Raw genomic sequence first — 23,668 nt, forward strand, 5'->3', positions numbered from 1 at the left:
GGAGCGGTTGATTAATGCCTAAGTTTTTTATAGAAAGACCAATTTTTGCATGGGTAATTGCTATTATTACTATGCTTGCTGGTCTGTTGGCAATTATCAAGTTACCTGTGGCACAGTATCCGACCATTGCACCGCCGTCTGTTTCTATCTCGGCAAACTATCCGGGCGCCGATGCATCGACGGTACAGAACACAGTGACTCAGGTTATCGAACAGAATATGAATGGTATCGATAACTTGGTGTATATGTCATCAACCAGTGATTCATCAGGTTCTGCTAATATCATGCTGACGTTTGAAGCCGGTACGGATGGCGACATTGCACAGGTTCAAGTGCAAAACAAACTTCAGCTCGCGATGCCATTACTTCCCCAAGAAGTACAGCAACAAGGTATTAGCGTTGATAAATCTACCAGCTCATTCTTAATGGTAGCCGGCTTCGTTTCTGCCGATGGCTCAATGGGACAATATGATATTGCCGACTACGTTGGCTCTAATATTAAAGACCCACTTAGCCGTGTTAATGGTGTTGGTGAAACACAGTTGTTTGGTACGCCATATGCGATGCGTATCTGGTTAAAACCAGAAATGCTCGTTAAGTACAACATGACAACAACCGATGTTATCAATGCAATTAAAGTACAAAACAACCAAGTGGCGGCAGGTCAATTAGGGGGAACACCTCCAGTTGCAGGCCAACGCTTGAACGTTTCTATCATTGCACAAACCCGTTTAAACAACCCTGAAGAATTCGCCAATATCCTCTTACGAGTCAATAAAGACGGTTCTCAAGTACGTTTAAAAGATGTAGCAACGGTTGAACTTGGCGCTGAAAACTACAGCACCATTGCGCGATTTAATGGTAAAGCCGCAGCAGGTATCGGTATTAAGCTAGCGACGGGCGCTAACGCGCTGGATACGGCGAACAATGTCCGTGCAGCACTAGCGAATATGGAACCATTCTTCCCTGAAGGGTTAGAAATTGTTTATCCATATGATACAACGCCATTCGTTAAGATTTCGATTAACGAAGTTGTTAAAACGCTCGTTGAAGCAATCATGCTGGTTGTTGTAGTAATGTATCTGTTCTTACAGAACATTCGTGCCACATTGATACCAACAATTGCGGTTCCTGTCGTCTTGTTGGGAACATTTGCCGTCTTGGCCGCATTTGGATACTCGATCAACACCTTAACCATGTTTGCGATGGTACTCGCTATCGGTCTTCTCGTGGATGACGCCATCGTTGTGGTTGAAAACGTTGAACGTGTTATGCAAGAAGAAGGTTTATCACCAAAAGAAGCAACCAAGAAGTCCATGGGGCAAATTCAAGGTGCGTTGGTGGGTATCGCCATGGTACTGTCCGCGGTATTTGTTCCAATGGCCTTCTTCGGTGGCTCAACAGGTGCAATTTACCGTCAGTTCTCCATTACCATCGTTTCAGCCATGATCTTATCGGTACTGGTTGCAATGATCTTAACCCCTGCACTTTGTGCCACTATATTAAAGCCAATTAAAAAAGGCAGTCATGGTAGCCAAAAAGGGTTCTTCGGCTGGTTTAACCGTACATTCGAAAAGCAAGCACACCACTATACTGATAGTGTTAGCCGCATGTTGAATGGTACAGGCCGTTACTTGCTCATTTATCTCGTATTAGTGGCAGGTATGGCGTTAATGTTTATCCGCCTTCCTTCTTCATTCTTACCAGAAGAAGACCAAGGGGTATTCTTAGCGATGGTTCAATTACCACCAGGATCAACGCAAGAGCAAACACAAGCTGTACTGGATGAAGTTAACACTTACTTCCATACCAAAGAAGAACGTAACGTTGAGTCTGTCTTTACCGTTGGTGGATTCAGTTTCGCGGGTCAAGGCCAAAACATGGGTCTCGCATTCGTGGTTCTGAAGAATTGGAGTGAACGTAAAGGCGATGAAAACCACGTTGAAGCGATTGTGGGTCGTGCAAACGCTGCACTATCACAAAAGCAAGAAGCATTGATTTACGCCTTTAACCTACCTGCTATTGTTGAGTTAGGTACGGCCAACGGCTTTGACTTTGAATTGGTTGACCAAGGTAACTTAGGACATGATGCCTTAATGGCGGCACGTAACCAGTTACTTGGTTTAGCGGCTCAACACCCTGAAATTTTGCAAGGTGTTCGTCCTAACGGGCAAGATGATACATCACAATACCGTATCTATATTGATCAACAAAAAGCGCAAGCACAAGGTGTCGCTATTGCAGATATCAATGCAACGCTTAGTTCAATTTTCGGTGGTACTTATGTAAACGACTTTATCGACCGTGGTCGTGTTAAGAAAGTTTACGTACAAGGTGATGCAGAAAGCCGTATGCTACCTTCGGATATTAGTTCATTGTATGTTCGAAATGCCGAAGGGAACATGGTGCCATTCTCTGCCTTCTTGGATGAATCTCAAGATCCTTGGAAATATGGTTCACCGCGTTTAGAGCGTTATAACGGTGTTCCTTCAATGAACATTCAAGGGCAAGCAGCATTTGGTCAAAGTACGGGTGATGCTATGCTGATGATGGAAAAACTGACAACTGAAAACCTACCGAAAGGGATTGGTTATGAGTGGACAGGTATGTCATATCAGGAACGTTTGTCTGGTAACCAGGCACCTGCCCTGTATGCTATCTCACTGATTGTTGTCTTCCTATGTCTGGCAGCCCTATATGAGAGCTGGTCTGTACCATTCTCTGTTATGTTGGTTGTTCCATTGGGTATTATCGGTGCATTACTGTTTACCTCCGTTCGTGGACTGTCGAACGACGTTTACTTCAAGGTGGGCCTCTTAACAACCATTGGTCTGTCGGCGAAGAACGCAATATTGATTGTTGAATTCGCCAAAGACTTGATGGAAAAAGAAGGCAAAGGATTAGTTGAAGCGACATTAGAAGCTGTGAAAATGCGTTTACGACCCATTCTGATGACATCACTGGCCTTTATGTTAGGTGTTATCCCACTGGTATTCAGTAATGGTGCAGGTTCAGCAGCACAGAACTCCGTTGGTACAGGCGTTCTGGGTGGTATGTTCGCTGCAACCTCACTGGCTATCTTCTTTGTTCCTGTGTTCTACGTGGTGATCCGTCGCCGCTTTGCAGGAAAAACAGAAGAGCTTGAGCATGCTCATCCAGTCAAAAAAGCCGAATAATTATATTCAGCTAAAATAATCGCTAAGGGCCACAACAGTGGCCCTTTTTAATGCGTTACTTGTCAGCTTAAGCGTGACATTATTCTTCCCTTCCCTATAACGCCTGACGCAGTCGATGCCATTCGATACCACAAGAGATACTAAACACCAAATAATCATTATTATTCATTTAAATTAACGCTTAATTGAAATAGGTATCTTTGCGGCTCTACTGATAGTCATTGTTTACAATCTCACCTCACATACTCTTAAGTTAAATATCTCTTATTAAATCAAAGCAATAATTTATTTATTATATGTTCACTCTTTTTGTTTTTGATTATCTCCCCATATTTTTTGATATGGTTAACCGCTTTCTCTTACCGATATACTTTAATTAAATTTATAGGATCTTTCATCGCAAGGAGCATCACCATGCAACTACGTTACCGTTGTATTACCTCGTTATTTTTATTTACTTTTTACCACTACGCAATCGCATCCACCAACACAACTCAAGCCAAAGTCATCAATATTACCGCTCCATTAGAGAACCATATTTCATTTAACCGCTTTGAAACACTCTCTTCTAATGAACATGGTTTAGTATTTAATAATGATATCAGCGACAATAGCGCTCTCGGTGGGAAAGCCGCTAAAATGATCCTTGCCGAAGTGACCGGGAGCGAAGCTACAAATATTCAAGGAGTTATTGGTATAAAAGGCCAAACAGCCAACTTAGTCATTGCTAATCCTAATGGCATTACATGGAACAACGGCTCTGCAAGCAATATTGCTAGCCTATCATTGGTCGCAGGGAATTTTGAAAGACAGTTTATTAAAGACAAAACAGATCCCAAAAAACTGCTACCGAAACCATTAAAAGACTATAGCCAATTAAAATTTACCGTCTCTCCCGGTAGCCAAGTCACCATTAATCAACAACAATTTAACCCTATACAGTTATCTAAAATCAATGTATTCGCTGACCGTATAAAACTACAAAATGCAGTCAACATCACCTCTGCCGTCCAAAACTATCTAAGTAGCTCAGGTAATGCTTCTCTCTCTATTCGTGAAGGTCTACTGGTTTCAGGAGCAAAATATAAAGCAACAACACTGCATAGTGAAGGGAGCCAATTCGAACTAAGTGAAAATGGTAAACTGACGGGGCGTTCTATTTTACTCGAAAGCCATCGATATCAATGTAAGGACAGCTTTATGTGTCCACAAAATAAGGTTGATATAAAAGGTCTCATTGAAGCGATGAACTTTTCTTTACAGGGGGATAGCCAGTTTGCCCTTACAGGACGATTACGCCTTGGCAGCAACCAGCAAGAGTTGGTGAGACAAACTGTCGAATAATCATTGAGTATAAAATGCCATTTTATTCCTTTACTCTTTGACTATTACCTTAAGCCAAGCGGGGCTAAATAGCTGGAGGCCTCATCAACATGAGGCCTCCAATCACTTTGCGGTTATGACTGACTCGAATTACAGCCAGAAGAACCAAGCAAATAGTGATATCACAATAATACAAGCAACGTTTAACACTGCACCAACACGCACCATCTCGATCTGCTTGATATAACCAGAACCAAAGACAATAGCATTTGGCGGTGTTGCCACTGGTAGCATAAAGGCACAAGATGCACCAATACCAATAATCATCGTCAATGCCATAACAGGCATGCCCAATGCTTCAGCTACGGTAGCAAAAATAGGTACTAACAACGCCGCACTCGCTGTATTACTTGTAAATTCCGTTAAGATAATGATAAACGTAGTGACCGCTAAGATAATGACGAACCAATGGCTTTGACCAAAAGTCATTTGCATCCAGTCAGCCATAATCTTACTTGCACCTGACGAACTTAGAATAGCGCTCAGTGTTAAACCACCACCGAACAGCATCAATACGCCCCATTCCGTGTTTTTCTGGATTTGCGCCCAGCTCGCAACACCAGTTACCCCGATAAGGATTGCTGCACTTACGGCAATAATCGTATCCAGATCTTTAACGCCACCTAATGCTTTACTGATAAATGTACTAGTGATCCAGCACAGCACCGCGATAAGAAAGATGCACATCGCTGTGATACGTTTACCATTCCATTCCACATGCTCTAGCTCTAATTCAAAGCGATGCTTCAAATTTGGACGTAGCATCATAAACATCAGCACAAACATCATTGGTAACAGCACAACCATAATTGGAATGCCATATTTCATCCATGACAAGAAATCCAAGCCAAGTGCAGAAGCTGCGATTGCGTTTGGTGGACTACCAACAATGGTACCTAAACCACCAATACTCGCACTATAAGCAACACCTAATAGAACAAACACGAAGGTGTTACGTTCATGACGCGCATCCAAATTAGAAAGGATACCTAACACAAGGGGTAGCATCATCGCGGCTGTTGCCGTGTTACTAATCCACATTGATAGCAGTGCCGTTACACCGAATAGCAACACCACGGCTACGGATAAACGCCCACGTGCTACCATTAATAAACGGTTAGCGATCAGCCGGTCTAGGCCTTGAATATGCAACGCTGTCGCCAAAGCAAAACCACCAAAAAATAGGAAAATAATTGGGTTTGCAAATGACTTCAAGGCATCGCCTGTATTCATCAAACCAAGACCAACCGCTAAGATTGGGATACATAATGCAGTGATAGTAACGTGTATCGCTTCAGTCAACCAAAGCACACCAATAAATACCATCATTGCAAGCCCAGCATTCGCTTTATCATCAAATGGTAAATATTTTAAAAGTAAAATTAGCAATACGATATCAACCGCTAAAATCACCCAACCTTTTACATTTGATGGCGTTGGCCCAACAGAAGGTTTCAGAGATTCAGAAGCATCCATATTCACTCCATTGGCTTATCAGCATCCTAGTGCCCAAGCTCTTGTTAATATTTATTTACAGTATGGGGAATATAGAGTTAATCGAATGAAATTCAAATGTAGATGATGCAAAATTGAGAGCTGTACCGCGCAATTAAACACTTTTTTCATTTGATACATAAAAAACTATCGATTTTGTGAACATCTAAAAAATGATGAGTCCGTGTAATTCCTTAGCAAAAGATAAAGAAATTTAAACAAAAAAATGGGGGGATGGGGGCTAATAAAAAACGGGAAGACAATGCTCCCCGTTTTGAGAAATAACTCAACCTAGCTTAAATTATGCTTGGCCTTTAACTTCTTTCAGACCATTGAATGGAGCACGGTCACCCAATGCTTCTTCAATGCGGATCAATTGGTTGTATTTAGCAACACGGTCAGAACGGCTCATAGAACCTGTTTTGATTTGGCCTGCCGCAGTACCAACCGCTAAGTCTGCAATGGTTGCATCTTCAGTTTCACCTGAACGGTGAGAGATAACCGCAGTGTAACCCGCATCTTTCGCCATTTTGATAGCAGCCAATGTTTCAGTCAGAGAACCGATTTGGTTGAATTTAATCAGGATAGAGTTAGCAATGCCTTTCTCAATACCTTCTTTGAGGATCTTAGTGTTTGTAACAAACAGATCGTCACCAACCAATTGGATTTTGTCACCAAGCACTTTAGTTTGGTATGCAAAACCATCCCAATCAGATTCGTTCAAGCCATCTTCGATAGAAACGATTGGATACTCTTTAGTCAGACCTTCTAAATAATGAGTGAACTCTTCAGAAGTAAAGGTTTTACCTTCACCTTTTAGCTCATAGTTGCCAGTTTCTTTGTTATAGAACTCAGAAGCCGCACAGTCCATCGCCAGAGTGACATCTTTACCTAATACATAACCAGCTTGCTCAACAGCTTCTTTAATAGCACCTAGTGCAGCAGCGTTAGATTCTAGGTTTGGCGCATAACCACCTTCATCACCAACAGCAGTGTTCATGCCTTTAGCTTTCAGTACTTTCGCTAGGTGATGGAAAATTTCAGAACCCATGCGAACAGCGTCTTTCAGTGTTGAAGCACCAACTGGCTGGATCATGAACTCTTGAATGTCGACGTTATTGTCAGCGTGCTCACCACCATTGATGATGTTCATCATTGGCAGAGGCATTGAATATTGACCGTGAGTACCGTTTAGGTCAGAAATATGCTCATAAAGAGGCATACCTTTTGCCGCAGCTGCCGCTTTCGCGTTAGCTAATGACACAGCCAAAATCGCGTTCGCACCAAATTTAGATTTGTTATCAGTACCATCTAGATCAATCATGATCTTATCGATAGTCGCTTGGTCTTTTGCATTTTGACCAATCAGCGCTTCTGCAATTGGGCCATTAACAGCGGCAACCGCTTTCAGAACGCCTTTGCCCAGAAAACGTGATTTATCACCATCACGCAGTTCCAGTGCTTCACGAGAACCTGTAGATGCACCTGATGGCGCGGCTGCTAAACCAACAAAGCCACCTTCTAGATGAACTTCAGCTTCTACAGTTGGGTTACCACGAGAATCAATGATTTCACGACCGATCACTTTAACGATTTTGGACATTAGGTTTTCCTCAGTACAAGTTAAATTGTGGGGAGCAGGCACATCTGCCTACCCCGCCATATCTTATTTCAACTCACCTTTCTGGTAGCTACCAGCGGCTTTAACAAAACCTTCAAACAATGGGTGACCATCTCTTGGCGTTGAAGTGAATTCAGGGTGGAACTGGCATGCCACAAACCATGGGTGATTTGGATTTTCAATAATTTCAACCAGTTTGTTATCCACTGAACGACCTGCAACTTTTAGCCCCGCATCTTCAATGCGTTTTAGCAACAGATTATTCACTTCATAGCGGTGGCGGTGACGTTCAACAATCGTATCTGCACCATACATATCACGAACCAAGCTGTCTTTAACTAAGTGGCATGGTTGACCACCAACACGCATGGTTCCACCAAGATCGCTCTCTTCAGAACGCACTTCTAGGTTACCATTTTCATCACGCCATTCAGTAATTAGCGCAACGACTGGGTATTTACAGTTTGCATCAAACTCAGTTGAGTTTGCACCTTCCATATTGGCAACGTTACGTGCAAATTCAATCAAGGCAACCTGCATACCTAAACAAATGCCTAAATAAGGCACTTTATTTTCGCGTGCATATTTCGCTGTCATGATCTTACCTTCGATACCACGCTCACCGAATCCACCCGGAACAAGGATAGCATCTAAGCCTTTTAATAGATCAACACCACGAGTTTCAATATCTTGTGAATCAATCAGTTTGATATTCACAGTTAGGCGATTTTTCAATCCACCGTGTTTTAAAGCTTCAATAACTGATTTATAAGCATCAGGTAATTCAACATACTTACCAACCATACCAATGGTCACTTCACCAGTAGGGTTTGCTTCTTGATAAATCACTTGTTCCCATTCAGCAAGGTTTGCTTCGCGGCAGTCAAGATTGAAACGCTTACAGATATACTCATCTAAGCCCTGTGATTTCAACATACCAGGGATTTTGTAGATGGAATCAACGTCTTTGAGTGAAATAACCGCTTTTTCAGGAACATTACAGAACAGTGCAATTTTTGCACGCTCATTCGCAGGAATAACGCGGTCTGAACGACAGATCAGCACATCTGGCTGAATACCAATGGATAGCAGCTCTTTAACAGAATGCTGAGTTGGTTTAGTTTTCACTTCACCCGCTGCCGCCAAATAAGGAACTAAAGTCAGATGCAGATAGAGTGTGCGTTCACGCCCTACTTCTGCCGCCATTTGACGAATAGCTTCCAAGAATGGCAATGATTCGATATCACCAACCGTTCCGCCAACTTCGACTAAAACAACATCATGACCTTCACCACCACGGATGATGCGGTCTTTAATTTCATTGGTAATATGAGGGATAACTTGGATAGTCGCGCCAAGATAGTCTCCGCGACGTTCTTTGCGCAATACTTCTGAATAAACGCGCCCCGTTGTAAAGTTGTTGCGACGCGTCATTTTGGTACGGATGAAACGCTCATAATGACCTAAATCCAAGTCAGTTTCAGCGCCGTCTTCTGTAACGAAAACTTCCCCGTGTTGGGTTGGGCTCATTGTCCCTGGATCAACGTTGATGTACGGATCCAGTTTCATAATGGTGACATTGAGTCCACGGGCTTCGAGTATAGCCGCCAAAGAGGCTGCGGCAATGCCTTTACCCAGAGAGGATACGACCCCGCCGGTCACAAAAATATAATTAGTTTTCATGCTGAACCTGAAAGTTTAGGTTTAAAAGATGATGGATATAACAGGACGGGAAAACAGTATACCCGAACCTTAATTTCGCTACAAATGTTCTAAGCATAATAAGGTTAATTTTCCTCTATATTCCATTAATATCAGCTAGTTAAAATAAAAAATATTTTCTAGCCCCAAACAAGGTTGATTAACATGCAAACAGCAACAGTGCTATCACTCAAGCCATTTAACCCATTAAGTGACTTTGCTTACCATAGCTTTTGAGATACGACAGCGTAGAAACTGTTTTCCCTAAAGTAAAATAGCAATGTGAGTTTACTCATCATATACCTATTTTAGGTTAGCAAATTTGCGTTATGATGCCACTCATAACACTTCACCTCTCTTTAATTCGTGTCTCTATACAGAAACACCTCCTAAGGCTAGCATATTTTTCGCAAAAGCTAAATCCTTTCAGCAAAACTAGAGTGAACTAAGATGGTTTTATTAAATTAGGTGAAATTTTTTGTATATCTCGTAGAAAAGATCAGCAATCTAGCGTGTATTAAGTGGATGTTAATGAGGTTAACTTAAGCTTGCTTTGCAGTTATGATGGCTTTTTCAGCAACAATAATAGTCAATCATATTGTGACACCCAGTGATTTAATTGCAGATTAAAAATTTTATCTGCCGACTTTATCATTTCAGGGCGATGGGCAACAAAAATACGGGTAATTTGCAGTGAGGCAATCGCCTCCGTTATTTTACGCTCATTTTCTACATCCAAATCACTTGTCGCTTCATCCATTAACAAAATTTTAGGTTCTCGATAAAGTGCTCTTGCAATCGATATTCGTTGCCTTTGTCCTCCAGAAAGGAGACTTCCTATATCACCAATTATCGTTTCATATCCTCTAGGAAATGAAGATATTTCCTCGTGTATTGATGCTAACTATTTTAAAAAATAAGGTAACACATTAAAAACAAATATTATTCCGAGAGCTTAATTTGCTGCCAATGCTGTTCCATCTCCTCAAGCGTTGCGGTTTCTGTGGTTTTACCTTCTAGTGCAAGACGTGACTCTATTTGGCGAAAACGCTTTTCAAACTTCTGGCAGGCCTTGTTAAGTGCCATTTCGGGTTTATGGCCTAGATGACGTGATAAATTCACGGTCGCAAACAGTAGATCGCCAATTTCTTCTTCTAAGCGCTGCTCATCAACAACCACTTGAGTGGCCTCTTCCATTACTTCATCCAGCTCTTCGCGAACCTTGTCGACTACAGGCCCTAACGTGTCCCAATCAAAACCCACTGATGCACAACGTTTTTGGATCTTATAGGCTTTCATTAAGGCAGGTAGCGCGCTTGGAATATCATCAAGGATGGAAAATTGCGCCTTTTGTGCACGTTCAGCAGACTTACGCTTTTCCCATCCTGCCAGTGCAACACTGCTATCAGGGTGATTTTCTGCGTCAAAAATATGCGGGTGGCGTCGTTCTAGTTTATCGCTAACCGCTTGGCAAATATCATTAAAATCAAAACGTGACTGCTCTTTCGCCATTTGCGCATAAAACACGACTTGGAATAACAAATCGCCTAATTCACCTTTTAGGTCATCAAAATCTTCACGCTCAATGGCATCAATGACTTCATAAGTTTCTTCAAGCGTATAAGGAGCAATCGTTTTAAACGTTTGTTGAGTATCCCACGGGCAACCTGTTTGTGGATCACGCAATTTCGCCATAATGCCTAGTAATCGTTCAAGCTGTGATGCTGTCGTACTCATTTTTTGACCTTTTTAAACCATAAAAATCCCATGTTTCGCAAGGATAACATGGGATCGTTTATTACTGCATAACGATGTTACGATTATTTAGAATGGCGTTTCGCTTCGATCACATCAGGCAATTGATTCAGTTTGGCCAATACTCGAGCCAATACCTGTAGGTTATAAATTTCAATCGTCATATCGATGGTCGCTAACTGCTGTTTAACATCACTACGGCTGCTAACGCCAAGTACGTTAACTTTTTCGTTAGCTAAGATGGTTGTGATATCACGTAACAGCCCACTTCTATCGTTAGCAACAACACGCACCACTAGCGAATAACCACTGGAGTAGTTCTCCCCCCATACTGCATCAACTAGGCGCTCAGGTGCATGGCTTTGCAACTCAGCAAGCTGTTCACAATCAACGCTATGGATAGAAATACCTCTCCCTTTCGTGATAAATCCAACAATGTCATCGCCAGGAATGGGCTGGCAGCAGCGTGCGATATGGTGCATTAGGTTACCCACACCTTCGACAACTACGCGACCACTGCTATTCGTTTGGGAAGCTGGCCGTGGCGCCGCAGTTTTACTTTCCAGCGTCTTCATCGCTTCGCGATCGGCTTCTTCCGCTGACGTTTTCTTGAATTTACTTTGTAAGAAGTTGACTAATTGATTGATACGAATATCACCACCGCCAATTCCGGCCAAGACCTCATCAAGAGAATGGACGTTATAGCGTGCTATCAATAATTTTTCCGCCTCTTTGATACCTATATCAAGGTGCGCTAATTCGTTATCAAGAATTTGACGCCCCGCCAGCACGTTTTTATCCCTATCCTGCTTACGGAACCAGTTATGGATCTTAGCGCGCCCCCGGCTGGTTGTCACATAGCCTAAATTAGGGTTGAGCCAGTCACGGCTTGGATTTGGGTGTTTTTGGGTAATAATTTCAATTTGGTCACCCATTTGTAACTGATAGCTAAACGGTACAATACGACCACCAATTTTAGCGCCAATACAGCGGTGCCCAACATCACTGTGGATATGATAAGCAAAGTCGAGTGGCGTTGACCCCGCAGGTAAATCAACAACATCCCCTTTAGGTGTAAATACATATACGCGGTCATCAAAAACTTGGCTACGCACTTCATCAAGCATTTCACCTGAATCAGCCATCTCTTCTTGCCATGCTATCAATTTACGCAACCATGCAATACGGTTTTCGTAGCTGCTTCCTTTACCAACCCCTGTTGCTCCCTCTTTATATTTCCAGTGTGCAGCAACCCCCAACTCTGCATCTTCATGCATTTGGCGGGTGCGGATCTGTATTTCGAGGGTTTTACCATTTGGCCCAAGTACTACGGTATGGATAGATTGGTAGCCATTGGGTTTAGGGTTGGCGACATAATCATCAAATTCATCCGGCAAATGACGGAAATGGGTATGTACTATCCCCAGCGCTGCATAGCAGTCTTGTAGACGTTCAACGACAATACGTACCGCTCTGACATCGAATAACTCATCGAATGCTAGCGATTTTTTCTTCATTTTGCGCCAAATGCTGTAAATATGCTTGGGACGCCCATAAATTTCAGCTTGAATATTCTCTTTCAGCATTTTTTTGCGCAATGTGGTCACAAAGTTATCGATATACTCTTCGCGATCAATACGGCGCTCATGCAATAAACTCGCAATTTTCTTGTATTCTTCTGGGTGCAAATAACGGAAACAAAAATCTTCCAATTCCCATTTGAGTTGACCGATACCCAAGCGGTTGGCCAATGGCGCATAGATATTGGAACACTCTTTAGCGGCTAATACGCGCTCATCTTCTGTCGCATCTTTCACTTCGCGTAGATGCGCAATGCGTTCGGCTAGCTTGATAACAACACAGCGGAAATCTTCAACCATCGACAGTAACATACGACGAATATTATCCACTTGAACGGAGCTAGTTTCCCCCGACTGTGTCGCCTTTAATTGGCGGATGGCATCCATTTCAAGGACACCTTTTACCAGCTCATAAATTGATTGACCGAAATCATCAATTACCGCTTGTTCATCGAGCTGTTTCTCTTCAACTAACGGAAATAGCAGTGCGGCTTGTAAGCTACCGATATCCATGCTCAGCGTCGAGAGTATTTCGGTCATCTCGATCCCACGCCATAGCAGTAGGGGTGCCGTTTCTTGCCCTGCTAATTTTTCATGACAATACTGCCAGGTATGGATAAGTTTTTGTTCTGATTGTGGATTATTTAGGCCCAGCCCGCTTACCCATTTTTCTGGGGCAAACTCACCTGCTGGGGTAAGATGTGCACTTCTTACAGCAACCATATATTCTCCCTACCTGTTAACCCTCTGGGCTATTGATAAATAGCACCATTGATTCCAGATGACTGGTATGCGGAAACATATCCAACATCCGCAGTTGTACTAACTGATATCCCGCTTGAAGCAAAATTTTGCTATCCCGTGCCAAAGTGGTCGGGTTACAAGAAACATAGACAATTTTTTCGGGCATCAGTTTAACTAAATGTTCCATTACGCCAGCGGCGCCCGCTCGAGCAGGGTCTAACAATACCTTATTAAACCCTTCAGCTGCCCATGGCTGAGTATGGATTTGCGCCTCTAAGTTTTCATTATAGAAGGTCGCGTTACCAATTGAATTGCGCTGCGCGTTATTTCTCGCTTGTTTGACTAAATTTTCGACACCTTCAACACCAACCACGGCTTTGACTCGCCTCGCGATAGGCAATGTAAAATTCCCCATGCCACAAAACAAATCTAAAACTCGATCATGTGGGTGCAGATCCAACCATTCAAGTGCTTGAGCAACCATTTTCTGATTGATGTCACTATTGACTTGAATAAAGTTTAATGGGCTGAACTGTAACATTTCCCCAGCAACCTGATATTCGGGTATCACGGTAGAAGCGCTTAACGGATGTAAGCTATGTTCATCCCCTGCTAACCAAACACAGACCTCATGTTGCTGTTCAAAGCTTTTAAGCAGCTGCTGATCGGAGGGAGCCAATGGTACAAGGTGGCGCAGTAAGACAATGAGGCTATTATCTGCTCGGATCAACTCCACATGGCCGAGTTTTGGTGCAGCTTTTAGCTGATTTAAGCAGTCAGATAGTGGTTGGATCAATCGTTCAAGGTCGTGATGCAGTACAGGGCACTGCTTGATATCGACCAAGGTATTCGATTGAGTTTGGCGAAACCCCATTAACAGGTGTTTGCTTTTATTTTGATACTGTAATCCAAGACGCGCTCTACGGCGGTAACCATAAGCTTCACCAAAAATAATGGGCTTGGCTTCTTTTTGAACCCCAGTTTCTCGGGCGATTAGATGCTGTAATGCATTGGCTTTACTTTCTCTTTGTAGAGAAATATCAATGTGCTGCTGCTGGCAGCCACCACACTGATTAAAATAACGGCACTGTGGCTTAACCCGTTGTGGGCTGGTACTTAAACGTTTAACCACTTTTGCTTTCGCAAAGCGGCTTTTCTCTTCAACCAATTCAATTAGCGCTTGTTCACCGGGTAGAAGCCCTTCTACGAAAATCGCTTTACCATTAGAGCGTGCAACTCCTTGACCTGCTGCATCTAGACTATCGATTGTCACCGTTATTTGACGGCGTTGGGTGGTACGGCGGTTTGGCGAGTAAAATTGGGCCATAATTTGTCACTACGAGGTGTTAAGTTTCAGAAAATAATTTTATATTCTCTTTGGTTAAAGAGATGCTCTCTCACTGGCATAAGATACGCGACAACACACTGACTTTAAGCTCTACCTACGCGTAACTATAGCGTCTACTAGTGCATATCACCTAGTCAGCAGAATATATGCTCAGTAAAAGCGCGCCTATAATAGCAGTTTTTTTGCCAAGATGAGTTATCACTTTTTCACTTAACGTATATTTTTTTATTATTTTTGTTTGTTTGAACGGCTCTTATTCAAAATAATTGACGCCTTCATCACCTTACTGCCGAATAAACAATCAGTTTGACACCATACATTTACGATATTCTTCATAGGCATAATGATCCGTCATGCCGCTGATATAATCCTGAATCAATCGTGCCCGATAATAAAACTCAAGAATAGATTTCTCTATTTCATTTGTTGCACATATGCCTTCAATTGCTTCACTGTATGACAAACGGTGCTTATTAGAGAGTTTATGGAATAACCGTGTTTCGATAAAAAATTGTTTGTGATAGTTATTTTCAACTAGCGAAATAAAGTCTTCCCTTTCTAACATCAATAATGGGCGATAAAAATCTAACAGCCCCCCAATGATGCGATAACCTTGCAACTCCAGCTCTTCTACTTCGTGATGGCTAAAGACATGCTTAAATGCAACCGTTTTCAAAACTTTAAGTAAGCGATGCTCAGGGCTTTTATCTTCCAACAATGCGCTATTGAAGCGCCCTGCATAGATTTCGGGGAGATTCTGAATAAAACGCTGAGCACTGTAACGAGCCAATTTACTGGTAATATTCACTCGTAAATACATAAAAAACTGGTCTTGTTGAATTCGTCTTGTATGGTTATCACTGATATTATTAAAAGCGCTCATAATGGTTTCATCAAATAAGTCGCCTTTTTCGACTCCCCCCCATTCGTTCCGCAAATAGTTGATCAATTGTTCAACGGTAAAAATTCCTTTCTCAGCGGCATCATCTAAATCAGCAATACAATAAGAGATATCATCAGCCGCCTCCATAATATAAGAAAGTGGGAAGCGACAATGTTCACCCATCTCTAATTTTTTACATAGTTCATTCACGAAACCGAGTTCAGACCAATAGTAGCCCGGCTTTTTCATCAAATAATCAAATTCTTCAGGAATAGGCTCAAGATCATATGCTCCGCGCGTATATTTCAAGATAGAGCCGACTTGTGCATAAGTGAGGTTTAGCTTCAATAGGCGATGTACCATGCGTATCCCTTGCGCATTACCTTCAAAAGAGCATAAATCCTGTTTAAGTTGACGACGGAAGAGATCAAGACGTTCATCCCCAGTTAAACGCATGGCGGCGATTTTACAAGGATCCGGATAATCGGGTGTGTATTGGTATTGAGGGGCTAGCAGTTGGCGAAACCAACTCTGAATTGCGGCTTCACCAAAATGCCCAAAAGGAGGGTTACCGATGTCGTGCATCAAACAAGACATTTCGACTAGGCTTTCAAACGCATCACAACGCTCATGTAGCCCATATTTTTCCAGTAACTTTTTCTTTTTTAATTCGTGAAGAACCGTTTTGCTAATGTAACGCCCGACTTGTTGTACTTCTAAGGAATGGGTCAATCGGCTGCGCACTGCGGCATTTTGTTCTAATGGAAATACTTGTGTTTTTTGCTGCAACCGACGGATTGCCGCTGAATTGATAATTCGGCCTCTATCACTTTCAAATTGGCGATTAACAGCATCTTCATTGTGAGCAGAGACTCGAGGACTTTTCGCGCTATTATAGTTTCGTTGATAATTTAATTTTGTTAGAAAATTAATTTCGCTCACACCAACTCCTCATCCTTTATACACGAGACAAAAATAAAAGGCAGAGAAATAATACCTTTCAATGTTACACTTTAGTCATCTCTACCTTAAGTGTCTAATTAATCAACAGTGAGTATGACATAATGAAAGTCGGTATCATAGGTGCAATGGAGCAGGAAGTTGCCATCCTGCGTGAACAAATTGAAGGCTGCCAAACTCTCAGCCGTGCTGGCTGTGAAATTTACACAGGGAAAATTAATGGCGTCGACGTTGCGCTGCTAAAATCAGGTATTGGTAAAGTGGCGGCGGCAATCGGCACCACGTTGCTACTTGAACATTGCCAACCCGATATAGTAATTAATACTGGCTCAGCGGGTGGTTTAGATCCTAACTTAAATGTTGGCGATATCGTTGTTTCAACTGAGGTACGTTATCACGATGCGGACGTAACTGCTTTTGGTTATGAACCAGGCCAAATGGCGCAATGCCCTCCCGCATTTATGGCTGACCCTAAATTGATCGCGCTCGCCGAAAAATGTATTCAACAGTTGGATATGAATGCGGTTCGTGGCCTTGTGTGCAGTGGTGATGCTTTCATCAATGGCGCAGAGCCTTTGGCTCGAATTAAAAAAACCTTCCCTCAAGTCGCTGCTGTTGAGATGGAAGCCACCGCCATCGGCCAAGTTTGCCATCAATTCGCTGTACCTTTTGTTGTCGTACGCGCTATTTCCGATGTAGCAGATAAAGAATCACACACCAGTTTTGATGAGTTTTTACCTGTTGCAGCGCGCCAATCATCACTGATGATAGCAGCAATTTTAGCTGAACTCGCATAACTTTCGTTTAAAATAAAAAGCATAGTCAATAAAACGCTATGCTTTTTATTTATTCTTTTAGTTAGAGGCAATGACTGCATGAAATGGCACCCAAGCACACTTCAAACCACACTCGCCTTACTACTATTGCTATTTTTTAACACATCGGTTGTTGCAGACACGAAACACCGCGTGATCAGCCTTTCTCCAGCGAATACTGAGTTGGCTTATGCGGCTGGATTAGGCGAAAGCCTGATTGCTGTCAGTGCATACTCCGATTATCCTGCCGAAGCGAAACAATTAGAGCAGGTTTCCGATTGGCAAGGCCTTAATGTCGAACGGATTGTGGCACTAAAACCCGATCTTATTTTAGCTTGGCGAGGTGGTAACCCTCAGCGCCCACTCGACCAACTTGCTGCTTTGGGGATCCCTATTATCTATTTCGATCCACAAAGCGTTGAAGGGGTTATTTCTGCTATCGAACAACTGGCTAAATACAGCCCGCAGCCCCAAATTGCCCAGCAGTCCGTTTTATCGATGCGTGAGCAACTTAACCAGCTAAAACAACGTTACGCTCAGCAAGAGCGCCCCAAAAAACGGGTATTTATTCAACTAGGCACTCAACCCCTATTTAGTACAGGCAGTAACACTATTCAAAATGACATTGTTTCAATGTGTGGTGGGGAAAATATTTTCGCAAACAGTGCTGTGCCTTGGCCTCAAGTCAGCCGTGAACAGGTTATTGCTAGGCAGCCCGAGATGATTGTAATGACAGGAACCGAGACTCAAGAAACTGCCGTTCGCCAATTTTGGCAAACGCAACTTTCTATCCCGATTATTCGTTTAAATGAAGATTGGTTTCATCGTGCTGGCCCTCGCGTAGTGCTGGCGGCCCAGTCATTGTGTGAACAATTACACTCAGAATAGCGATGAATGAGAGGGGGAACGCCCCTCTCAACGATAAGACTTAAATGCTAAATGAAGAACCACAACCACAGGTGGATTTCGCATTTGGATTGGTCACAATAAAACGTGAACCTTCTAACCCTTCAGTATAATCAACACTTCCGCCAACCAAATATTGTAGGCTCATTGGGTCAACCACCAAGGCAACGCCTTGTTTTTCAATGGTCATGTCGCCATCATTAATTTGGTCATCAAAGGTAAAGCCATACTGAAAGCCGCTACAACCACCACCGGTAATGTAAACACGTAGACGCAGGTTTGGGTTGTCTTCTTCAGAAACTAAGTCTTTTACTTTAATTGCTGCCGCATCAGTAAACTGCAATGGCAGAGCTGCATCATCACTCATTTTTTACTCCAAGCCGGTCAACCGGTAATTCAGCGTAAGCAGATAGCTTACTCAGATCAATTTACTAATTATCCGCCAGCTTAGTCATTGATTCAAGTCCTGTGTCGTAATTCAACACATTGTGCATACCAATCAATGCATTTGGTTTAATTGGTTCCGTGCTTTAGAATAGGCCTATTAAATAATTCAAGTTGCATGTAGATGACCAACCAGAAGTGGCCTCACTCAGCGCTACCTTATGGCTTGAGCCACCCTATCTAAGTAACTTGAAGTATGATAAGTCTCGTTTCAACGGTATTTAGTCGATTTATTTGTCCCTATTCAGGAGCCTTGCATGAGCCAATCTTTAAACTTATATAATGAAGCGCAACAGCTAATCCCCGGAGGCGTCAACTCACCAGTACGAGCATTTAATGGTGTTGGTGGTACGCCTTTATTTATTGAACGTGCTGATGGCGCTTATATTTTTGACGTTGATGGTAAAGCTTATGTTGACTATGTAGGCTCTTGGGGACCAATGGTGCTTGGTCATAACCACCCCGCCGTCCGTGATGCCGTAATCAAAGCTGTCAATAAAGGCTTAAGTTTCGGTGCGCCAACTGCCGCAGAAGTGGAAATGGCAAAACTGGTTTGTGAATTAGTGCCTTCTATCGATATGATCCGTATGGTGAACTCAGGTACTGAGGCAACCATGAGTGCGATCCGCTTAGCACGTGGTTACACAGGTCGCGACAAAATTATTAAATTTGAAGGTTGCTACCACGGCCATGCTGACTGTTTATTAGTCAAAGCAGGCTCAGGGGCATTGACAATGGGAGAGCCTAACTCTCCGGGTGTACCTGAAGATTTCGTTAAACATACACTCACCTGCACTTATAACGATCTAGCATCGGTTCGTCAGGCTTTTGAAAATTATCCACAAGATATTGCGTGCGTCATTGTTGAGCCTGTTGCGGGTAACATGAACTGTGTTCCACCAACCGATGAGTTTTTACCCGGCCTACGTGCACTGTGTGATGAATTTAATGCCCTATTGATCATTGATGAAGTCATGACGGGTTTCCGTGTGGCACTCGGCGGCGCGCAAGATTACTATGGTGTACAACCTGATTTAACCTGCCTAGGTAAAATCATTGGTGGTGGTATGCCGGTTGGCGCATTTGGCGGTCGTTTCGAAGTCATGGAAAAACTTGCGCCGATTGGGCCTGTATACCAAGCAGGAACGCTATCCGGTAACCCAGTTGCAATGGCAGCAGGCCTTGCTTGTCTTAATGAGGTTGCACAGCCAGGTGTTCACGCGAGACTGACCGAGCTAACTGAAAAATTAGCCCGCGGTTTAAAACGCGTATCACAAGAGCAAGGCATTCCAATGGTGATCAACCATGTCGGCGGCATGTTTGGTATTTTCTTCACTGACGCAAAAAGTGTGACTTGCTACCAAGACGTCATGAAGTGTGATGTTGAGCGTTTTAAAACCTTCTTCCACCTTATGTTAGAGCAAGGTATTTATTTAGCGCCTTCCGCATTCGAAGCGGGTTTTATGTCTATTGCTCACAGCGATGAAGATATTGAGAAAACCATCGAAGCAGCAGAAGTTGCATTTGCAAAAATGAAAACTGCTTAACCTTTCTTTCACTCGGAGGCGATATCTTCGCCTCCTTATTTACGCCTTTACTCCCTCATTTTGTCGCGACTAGCGTTTCCTCATTAATGTTAAAGCGATTAGAGCACAACTTACAATTTCACAAGTTGAGCCCGTCAAAGCATTGGGAACAAGTGCTGAAACAATAAAAAGTGGGGAATTAAAACGGCATATCCCACTTGGATAAGTGGTGAAAATATTTATAGCGATGCAAACAGTCTGTTGTTATTTCAAGTGTTGATCGTATAAGCTCCGCCTATAAAAAATGCCCCGCGAGTTGATACTCACGGGGCATTTTCATTTTACGGTACTAATTAATTATTACCGAACATTTCCTTCACCCAATCTGGTGCGTCTTCTTGGGCCGGTTGAGCGTTGTTATTTAAATCCCAAACTGGCTCTTGCTGTGCGGATGATTGGCATAATGCGTCTGGCGCCTCAGTCCAAATCGGCAATACGCGTCCGCCACCAAAGTCTGAACAGTTAAATTGACCATCAGGCATCACTTTCATATCCACAATCCCTTCAGGCTGACGATTAATCAACACCAATGGTGTTTGATTATCCAAATAACGCTGATACACACGCAATGCACCGGTAGAGCCCGTTAACTGTGTTGGCCCATTATTATCACGACCAATCCAGACAATGGCGATTTCTTTACCATCAATACCTGCATACCAGCTATCACGCAAGTCATTGGTTGTTCCCGTTTTACCCGCTAAATTATATTTGCCATATTTCTTCAGCAGTACTCGCCCAGTACCTTGTTGCACCACTTGCTGCATACCATAGAGCGTTAAATAAGCCGCTTGTGACGGTATTGCACGCTCAGCGGATGGATAGCTTTGATAAATTTCAGTGCCATCGCCATCAATAACAGAGCGTAATGCAGAAAGTTTAGCGCGGTTACCATTACCACCAATGGTTTGGTAGATTTGCGCCACTTCAGCCGGTGTTAAGTTAACCGCACCAAGTAGCATTGCGGGAACTTTTTCCATCGCACTCGCTGGCGCACCTAGGCGCACAAAGATATTAACTATCTGATCCAGCCCAACTTCTAGCCCTAAGTTTACCGTTGGGATATTCTGTGATTTCGCTAATGCATCAACCAACATCATTCCCCCTGTAAAATTGCGGCTATAGTTTCTTGGCCTCCAGACTTGATTCCCCACCTTAACGGATAATGGTTCATCTTTTAGCCATGTATTCAGGCGGAAACGATCAGGCTCATTCAATGCCGCTAAATAAACCGGTGGCTTCGCCAATGAACCAATATTACGACGCGCATTGAGCGCACGGTTGAAACCGGAATATTGTGGCTGTGAGCCACCCACCATCGCTCTAACTTCACCGTTAATGCGGTCAACCACGACCATCGCCCCTTCAATATCATTCAGTTTGCGATCTGCTCGTAGCTGAGCCACACCTGATTCCACCGCATTTTCAGCCGCAGTTTGTGCTACGGGGTCAAGAGTCGTAAAGATTTTTGCGCCAGAAAGCTCTTTAACTTTATCGCCCAGTTTTTCATTTAATTCCTGACGAACCATCTGCATAAAAGCAGGCTGAGAGGCGACAAGCCCTTCTCTTGGTTTTACTCCTAAAGGACGCGCGCTAAGCACTTGATACATTTCATTATCGATAACATTGCGTGTTTCTAGTATTTTCAACACGATATTACGACGTTTAATCGCATTTTCTGGCTGCGTCCACGGGTTATTCTTTGTGGCACCTTGAACCATTCCAACTAATAACGCTTGTTGGTCTAGGCTTAATTCATTAATAGGGCGACCAAAATAATAGAGGCTCGCTAATGGGAAGCCACGAATTTCATCGTTCCCGTTTTGCCCTAAGAACACTTCATTGAGGTACAATTCAAGGATACGGTCTTTGCTATAGTTGTAATCTAGCAAGAGCGCCATAATGGCTTCATTCGCTTTGCGCCTGAATGTCTTCTCATTCGTTAAAAATAAGTTTTTAACTAACTGTTGCGTCAGGGTACTTCCCCCTTGCACAGATTTGCCCGCCGATAAGTTAGCGACAACCGCTCGACCAATAGAGTAAAGACTCACCCCATCATGTTCATAGAAGTTACGGTCTTCGGTCTCTATCAAAATTTTCACTAGCGATTCAGGGAAGTCTGACAACGGTAAAACTAAGCGCTGTTCATTATTCGCCGACTGCATCATGGTGATCAGTTTAGGATCTAACCGGAAGAAGCCAAATGAACGACCATTTTCCATGTTTTCAATTTTAGTTAAGATCCCTTGGTCAAACACCATGCGCGCCAATATTTTCCCTTCTTTCTGATCAGGGAAATTAAATGGACGCCGTAATATTTCAATCGTGTTGCCTTTAACGGAAAACTCACCTGAGCTAGTAATTTTCGTCACTTTACGGTATTGCATACCTTCCAGTAAGCGGATCATTTCAGCTTGGCTATAATCCATTCCCGGTTCAAGGTTAACCATCCGGCCATACACTGCCGCAGGTAAATCCCAAACCTTGCCATCAAGGCGTTCTTTGATTTGCTGGTTTAAATAAAAAGCATAGGCTCCAAGCAATACAGCAAAGACAATAAAAATTTTGACCAATAACCAAAACCAGCGCCATCGGCTTTTTGGCTTACGATTTTTGTTACCTTTGTTATTTTTGTTCTTCGCCATTAGCTCGTCCTCTTCATCATCGAGGTCTTGCTCATCAATATCATCGTCATCAAATAATTTTTCATCATAATCATAGTCATCACGACGGCGGCGTGAATGAGACTGCTTTTTTTTCGTCGACGTATTTTTACGTCTACCAATAGGTTCAAAATCTTTACCGGACATGGTCGCTCCATATCACCTACATTCTTAACGTACTATCCTTGATTCTGACTTAAAATGTCAAAGCGTTCACAGAAGAAAGCTCTTAATTACATTTCATTACCTTACGCAGCAAATAATATCACTCCATCACCACGGACATCTATTAGAGCATAAAATAGCCTTGTTACGCACTTATCTTTGTCTGCACATCATTTGCATCGCTAAATTTTATCTCAAAAACTGCCAATGACATACCAACACGGCAAAAAAACAAAATAAACCCTATAAGCAATTAATAAAATTGAATATTTTTATCCGTGATACTTTACTTTCCAACTAAAAACACGCATACACGTAACACTCAATTAACCAATTAATATTTAAAGTAATTTTTACAGTTTACTCTATTATTCCATATCAAATAAAGCGTGTAGGATCCATATCAATTTTGTCGCGCAATGAGTGGATAAAAAATGCCTGAAG

At 42.7% G+C, this 23,668-nt stretch carries 14 protein-coding genes and 2 pseudogenes; 6 read left to right on the plus strand and 10 right to left on the minus strand.

Features of this window, described 5'->3' with window-relative positions; genetic code table 11:
- Positions 1-14: 14 nt before the first annotated feature.
- Both PR709_RS04195 and PR709_RS04200 read left to right on the plus strand, forming a co-directional pair.
- Positions 15-3,176, plus strand: a complete 3,162-nt coding sequence (locus tag PR709_RS04195; protein WP_004922465.1) for an efflux RND transporter permease subunit — start codon at positions 15-17, stop codon at positions 3,174-3,176.
- A gap of 414 nt (positions 3,177-3,590) precedes the next feature.
- Positions 3,591-4,520, plus strand: coding sequence for a two-partner secretion domain-containing protein (locus PR709_RS04200; protein ID WP_272570745.1), 930 nt, complete (start codon positions 3,591-3,593; stop codon positions 4,518-4,520).
- 129 nt (positions 4,521-4,649) lie between these two features.
- On the opposite strand, the gene PR709_RS04205 is transcribed toward PR709_RS04200, so the two are convergent.
- The 8 genes and pseudogenes from PR709_RS04205 to dgt form a co-directional block, all read right to left on the minus strand.
- The gene (locus PR709_RS04205; RefSeq protein WP_004922475.1) at positions 4,650-6,035 is read right to left on the minus strand and encodes a DASS family sodium-coupled anion symporter; all 1,386 of its coding nucleotides are present in this window, start codon (positions 6,033-6,035) and stop codon (positions 4,650-4,652) included.
- A gap of 319 nt (positions 6,036-6,354) precedes the next feature.
- A complete protein-coding gene (gene eno / locus PR709_RS04210; RefSeq protein ID WP_004922479.1) occupies positions 6,355-7,656 on the minus strand; it encodes a phosphopyruvate hydratase in 1,302 nt (433 codons plus the stop codon).
- A 63-nt stretch (positions 7,657-7,719) separates the two neighbouring features.
- Entirely contained in the window at positions 7,720-9,357 is a 1,638-nt protein-coding gene (gene pyrG / locus PR709_RS04215; RefSeq protein WP_004922482.1) for a glutamine hydrolyzing CTP synthase, read from the minus strand.
- 607 nt (positions 9,358-9,964) lie between these two features.
- A pseudogene (locus PR709_RS04220) lies at positions 9,965-10,279 on the minus strand (ATP-binding cassette domain-containing protein); the annotation flags it as partial.
- A gap of 38 nt (positions 10,280-10,317) precedes the next feature.
- On the minus strand, positions 10,318-11,112 hold the full coding sequence (gene mazG, locus PR709_RS04225; RefSeq protein WP_004922490.1) for a nucleoside triphosphate pyrophosphohydrolase: 795 nt from the start codon (positions 11,110-11,112) through the stop codon (positions 10,318-10,320).
- Between the two features lie 83 nt (positions 11,113-11,195).
- Positions 11,196-13,433 (minus strand): GTP diphosphokinase, encoded by a 2,238-nt coding sequence (gene relA, locus PR709_RS04230; RefSeq protein WP_004922493.1) that lies wholly within the window; start codon positions 13,431-13,433, stop codon positions 11,196-11,198.
- Positions 13,434-13,449: 16 nt separating this feature from the next.
- Positions 13,450-14,781, minus strand: coding sequence for a 23S rRNA (uracil(1939)-C(5))-methyltransferase RlmD (rlmD, locus tag PR709_RS04235; RefSeq protein WP_004922496.1), 1,332 nt, complete (start codon positions 14,779-14,781; stop codon positions 13,450-13,452).
- Positions 14,782-15,103: 322 nt separating this feature from the next.
- Complete coding sequence (gene dgt / locus PR709_RS04240; RefSeq protein ID WP_004922499.1) at positions 15,104-16,627, minus strand: dGTPase; 1,524 nt, start codon at positions 16,625-16,627, stop codon at positions 15,104-15,106.
- A gap of 122 nt (positions 16,628-16,749) precedes the next feature.
- Between dgt and mtnN the strand changes: the two genes are divergently transcribed.
- Together mtnN and btuF are read left to right on the plus strand one after the other, a co-directional pair.
- Entirely contained in the window at positions 16,750-17,442 is a 693-nt protein-coding gene (mtnN, locus tag PR709_RS04245; protein ID WP_004922501.1) for a 5'-methylthioadenosine/S-adenosylhomocysteine nucleosidase, read from the plus strand.
- 78 nt (positions 17,443-17,520) lie between these two features.
- Positions 17,521-18,348 carry a vitamin B12 ABC transporter substrate-binding protein BtuF gene (gene btuF / locus PR709_RS04250; protein ID WP_004922504.1) on the plus strand — a complete coding sequence of 276 codons (828 nt, stop codon included), beginning with the start codon at positions 17,521-17,523 and terminating at the stop codon, positions 18,346-18,348.
- A gap of 40 nt (positions 18,349-18,388) precedes the next feature.
- Here the strand turns inward: btuF and erpA are convergent, their stop codons facing one another.
- Positions 18,389-18,733, minus strand: a complete 345-nt coding sequence (erpA, locus tag PR709_RS04255) for an iron-sulfur cluster insertion protein ErpA (protein ID WP_004922507.1) — start codon at positions 18,731-18,733, stop codon at positions 18,389-18,391.
- Between the two features lie 334 nt (positions 18,734-19,067).
- Between erpA and hemL the strand changes: the two genes are divergently transcribed.
- Positions 19,068-20,357 carry a glutamate-1-semialdehyde 2,1-aminomutase gene (gene hemL / locus PR709_RS04260; RefSeq protein WP_004922511.1) on the plus strand — a complete coding sequence of 430 codons (1,290 nt, stop codon included), beginning with the start codon at positions 19,068-19,070 and terminating at the stop codon, positions 20,355-20,357.
- A 79-nt stretch (positions 20,358-20,436) separates the two neighbouring features.
- Positions 20,437-20,559 (plus strand): annotated as a pseudogene (locus PR709_RS04265) (NadS family protein); the annotation flags it as partial.
- A gap of 130 nt (positions 20,560-20,689) precedes the next feature.
- Here the strand turns inward: PR709_RS04265 and mrcB are convergent.
- Entirely contained in the window at positions 20,690-23,206 is a 2,517-nt protein-coding gene (mrcB, locus tag PR709_RS04270) for a bifunctional glycosyl transferase/transpeptidase (protein WP_004922515.1), read from the minus strand.
- Positions 23,207-23,668 lie beyond the last annotated feature (462 nt).

Source organism: Providencia sp. PROV267 (genome assembly GCF_028477825.1).
Lineage (GTDB): Bacteria > Pseudomonadota > Gammaproteobacteria > Enterobacterales > Enterobacteriaceae > Providencia > Providencia stuartii.

Bases quoted from the DNA above. Each gene is read 5' to 3' on its own strand.
- PR709_RS04195 (WP_004922465.1), top strand. From the start codon at position 15: ATGCCTAAGTTTTTTATAGAAAGACCAATTTTTGCATGGGTAATTGCT.
- PR709_RS04200 (WP_272570745.1), top strand. From the start codon at position 3,591: ATGCAACTACGTTACCGTTGTATTACCTCGTTATTTTTATTTACTTTT.
- PR709_RS04205 (WP_004922475.1), bottom strand. From the start codon at position 6,035: ATGGATGCTTCTGAATCTCTGAAACCTTCTGTTGGGCCAACGCCATCA.
- eno (WP_004922479.1), bottom strand. From the start codon at position 7,656: ATGTCCAAAATCGTTAAAGTGATCGGTCGTGAAATCATTGATTCTCGT.
- pyrG (WP_004922482.1), bottom strand. From the start codon at position 9,357: ATGAAAACTAATTATATTTTTGTGACCGGCGGGGTCGTATCCTCTCTG.
- mazG (WP_004922490.1), bottom strand. From the start codon at position 11,112: ATGAGTACGACAGCATCACAGCTTGAACGATTACTAGGCATTATGGCG.
- relA (WP_004922493.1), bottom strand. From the start codon at position 13,433: ATGGTTGCTGTAAGAAGTGCACATCTTACCCCAGCAGGTGAGTTTGCC.
- rlmD (WP_004922496.1), bottom strand. From the start codon at position 14,781: ATGGCCCAATTTTACTCGCCAAACCGCCGTACCACCCAACGCCGTCAA.
- mtnN (WP_004922501.1), top strand. From the start codon at position 16,750: ATGAAAGTCGGTATCATAGGTGCAATGGAGCAGGAAGTTGCCATCCTG.
- btuF (WP_004922504.1), top strand. From the start codon at position 17,521: ATGAAATGGCACCCAAGCACACTTCAAACCACACTCGCCTTACTACTA.
- erpA (WP_004922507.1), bottom strand. From the start codon at position 18,733: ATGAGTGATGATGCAGCTCTGCCATTGCAGTTTACTGATGCGGCAGCA.
- hemL (WP_004922511.1), top strand. From the start codon at position 19,068: ATGAGCCAATCTTTAAACTTATATAATGAAGCGCAACAGCTAATCCCC.
- mrcB (WP_004922515.1), bottom strand. From the start codon at position 23,206: ATGTCCGGTAAAGATTTTGAACCTATTGGTAGACGTAAAAATACGTCG.